The following is a 2520-nucleotide window of genomic DNA, read 5'->3' as shown; positions in this document are numbered from 1 at the left end:
TCGCCGGAATCGTTTGCCGAGTACCACGCCAACCCGCTGCTCGGTTTGATCGCCGAAGCGTGGCTAGGCCCGAGCTTTCAGATGACGGCGCAAGTCAACGTGGTCCACCCTGGCGGGCAAGCACAGCAGCCGCACCGTGACTATCACCTGGGCTTTCAGACCACTGAGGTGGTTGAACGCTTTCCGCTGCCGCTGCATCTGTTGTCGCAATACTTGACGCTGCAAGGCGCGGTAGCCCATTCGGATATGCCGCTGGAAAGCGGGCCGACCCAACTGCTGCCCTTCTCCCAGCAATACCCGCTGGGTTACCTGGCCTGGCGCCGCGCGGAGTTTATCGACTACTTCCAGCAGCACGCCGTGCAACTGCCGCTGAACAAGGGCGACCTGCTGTTCTTCAACCCGGCGCTGTTCCACGCGGCGGGCAGCAACCGCACGACACATCACCGGCGCATGGCCAACCTGCTGCAAATCTCGTCGGCGTTCGGCAAGCCCATGGAAGCCCTCGACCGCGACCGCATGATGCTCGCGGTGTACCCGGTGTTGCTGGCCAACCCTGCGTTGAATGCCGAAGCGGTGATCGCCTGTACGGCCGACGGTTATGCCTTCCCCACCAACCTCGACACCGACCCGCCCTTGCACGGGCTCGCCCCGCAAACCGGGCAGCAATTAATGCAACAAGCCCTTGACGAACGCTGGCCCTATTCAGACTTCGCCGCTGCCGTGGCGCAACTGCGGGCCAAGCGCCAGGCATGAATCCCACTGCTTTTACAACAACAAAAAGAACGGAGCATAACCATGAAGAAGCAACTCCTCGCAGCACTGCTGACCCTCGCTGTTACGCCCTGGGCCTGGGCGGATATACGTATCGGCGTGAGCATCGCCCAGGTCGACGATGTGTTCCTCGCACAGATGCGTGACTACATGGCGGCCCACGCCAAGGAGCTACCCGGCGTGACCCTGCAATTTGAAGACGCCCAGGGCGATGTGGTGCGCCAACTCAATCAGGTGCAGAACTTTACCGCCCAGGGCATGGACGCGATTATCGTCAACGCGGTGGACACGGCGGCCACGCAGAAAATGACCGTCAATGCCCAGCAGGCCAAGATCCCGCTGGTGTACGTCAACCGCCGCCCGGAGTTCAAGGACGTGCCGCCGGGTGTGGGCTATGTCGGTTCGGATGAGATCAAGGCCGGGGAAATTCAGATGCGCTATCTGGCACAAAAGATGGGCGGCAAAGGCAACCTTGCGATCATGCTCGGGCTACTGTCCAACAATGCCACGCACAACCGCACGCTGGGGGTGAAGACCGTGCTCAAGGATTACCCGGATATCAAGATTGTCGAGGAGCAAAGCGCCGAATGGCAGCGCGGCAAAGCGATTGACCTGATGAACAACTGGATTGTGTCCGGGCGCAAAATCGATGCCGTGGCGGCGAATGCCGATGAAATGGCGATTGGCGCAGCTATGGCGATCAGCCAGGCGGGCCTGCAGCCGGGCAAAGATATACTGGTGGCCGGCAGCGATGGCGGCGCTGCAGGGTTGGATGCGGTGAAGAAAGGCCAGTTGCTGGTGACGGTGTATCAGGACAACAAAGGCCAGGCCGTCGGCTCGATTGACCTGGCGGTGAAGATGGTCAAGAAGGAACCCTATGTGGCTGAGCTGACCATTCCCTATCAGCAGATCACCAAAGACAATTACCAGGCGTTTCTGAACCCTTAATCCCTTGCCTATGGCCAGGTTTTCTTGTGGCGAGCGGGCTTGTTGTGGCGAGCGGGCTTGCCACAATAAGTTTGCTCAGCCAGGGGGGATTTCATCTCAGCCTCAAGACCACCAGGGCACCGAGCCCGAAGAGGCAGGCCACGCCCACTGCATAGGCCAGCGTGCGCCAGGGTTGCAGCCCTGCCAGATACGTCACCGTGTGCGCCAATCGGGCCAGGGTAAACAGGCCAAAGAGCCAACCCGTGACACCCTGGGAACTCCCCAGCGCCACACATAATCCGCCCAACACAAAAAACAGCGGGATGTTTTCCAGGTCATTGGCCCACGCCCTTTGCGCCCTCACGACGTGTGGCAATTCTTGTGGCTGCGCCATGCGGCTGAAGAATGCTGCATCTTCAAGGTTGGTGAACGCCCGCCGCCGAATCCGCCAAAAACCCTGGTAGCAGGAAATCGCGAACATTTTCAGGCACAGCACCAGCACACAGCCTGCGTAGATAGCTAGCAGGTCATTCATCGCGCAGCCCATTGACGACGATATAAAGCAGCGGCCCCACCGAAACAAACACTGCCGTCAGCAAGAAATACGGCAGCACAGACACTACCGACCGCCCGCGCCCACGCGCATCCCGATACATCCACACACACGCCAGCACCGCCATCAAGTACAGGTCAATCACCACCTGCGCGGTGTCCGGCCGTGACATCAATTGCCGCCCGAAGGCCAGCAGTGATTGCTCGGCGGTGAGCATCGTCGCCAGCGTATAGAGTGAAAATCCAACTAACCCGACCAGGGCAATAGAG

General features: G+C 60.1%; 4 protein-coding genes. 2 read left to right on the top strand and 2 right to left on the bottom strand.

The features are described from left to right. On the top strand, positions 1 to 753 hold a 753-nt coding region (locus FEM54_RS30370), incomplete at its 5' end, for a phytanoyl-CoA dioxygenase family protein (RefSeq protein WP_138454045.1). A 42-nt stretch (positions 754 to 795) separates the two neighbouring features. After that, a complete protein-coding gene (locus FEM54_RS30365) occupies positions 796 to 1719 on the top strand; it encodes a sugar ABC transporter substrate-binding protein (RefSeq protein ID WP_138454044.1) in 924 nt (307 codons plus the stop codon). Positions 1720 to 1810: 91 nt separating this feature from the next. Here the strand turns inward: FEM54_RS30365 and FEM54_RS30360 are convergent, their stop codons facing one another. Together FEM54_RS30360 and FEM54_RS30355 are read right to left on the bottom strand one after the other, a co-directional pair. Next, entirely contained in the window at positions 1811 to 2233 is a 423-nt protein-coding gene (locus FEM54_RS30360; RefSeq protein WP_099549637.1) for an MAPEG family protein, read from the bottom strand. After that, positions 2226 to 2516 (bottom strand): DUF2834 domain-containing protein, encoded by a 291-nt coding sequence (locus FEM54_RS30355; RefSeq protein WP_240792827.1) that lies wholly within the window; start codon positions 2514 to 2516, stop codon positions 2226 to 2228. The genes FEM54_RS30360 and FEM54_RS30355 overlap by 8 nt, the downstream gene beginning before the upstream one ends. Positions 2517 to 2520: the final 4 nt, after the last annotated feature.

It is taken from the genome of Pseudomonas edaphica (assembly GCF_005863185.1).
GTDB lineage: Bacteria > Pseudomonadota > Gammaproteobacteria > Pseudomonadales > Pseudomonadaceae > Aquipseudomonas > Aquipseudomonas edaphica.
The sequence above is the reverse complement of the archived record's forward strand: the minus strand, read 5'-3'. Positions and strand labels throughout refer to the sequence as shown.

What these genes read in the sequence shown, in the direction of transcription:
- FEM54_RS30365 (WP_138454044.1), top strand. Translation starts at nt 796, where the DNA reads ATGAAGAAGCAACTCCTCGCAGCACTGCTGACCCTCGCTGTTACGCCC.
- FEM54_RS30360 (WP_099549637.1), bottom strand. Translation starts at nt 2,233, where the DNA reads ATGAATGACCTGCTAGCTATCTACGCAGGCTGTGTGCTGGTGCTGTGC.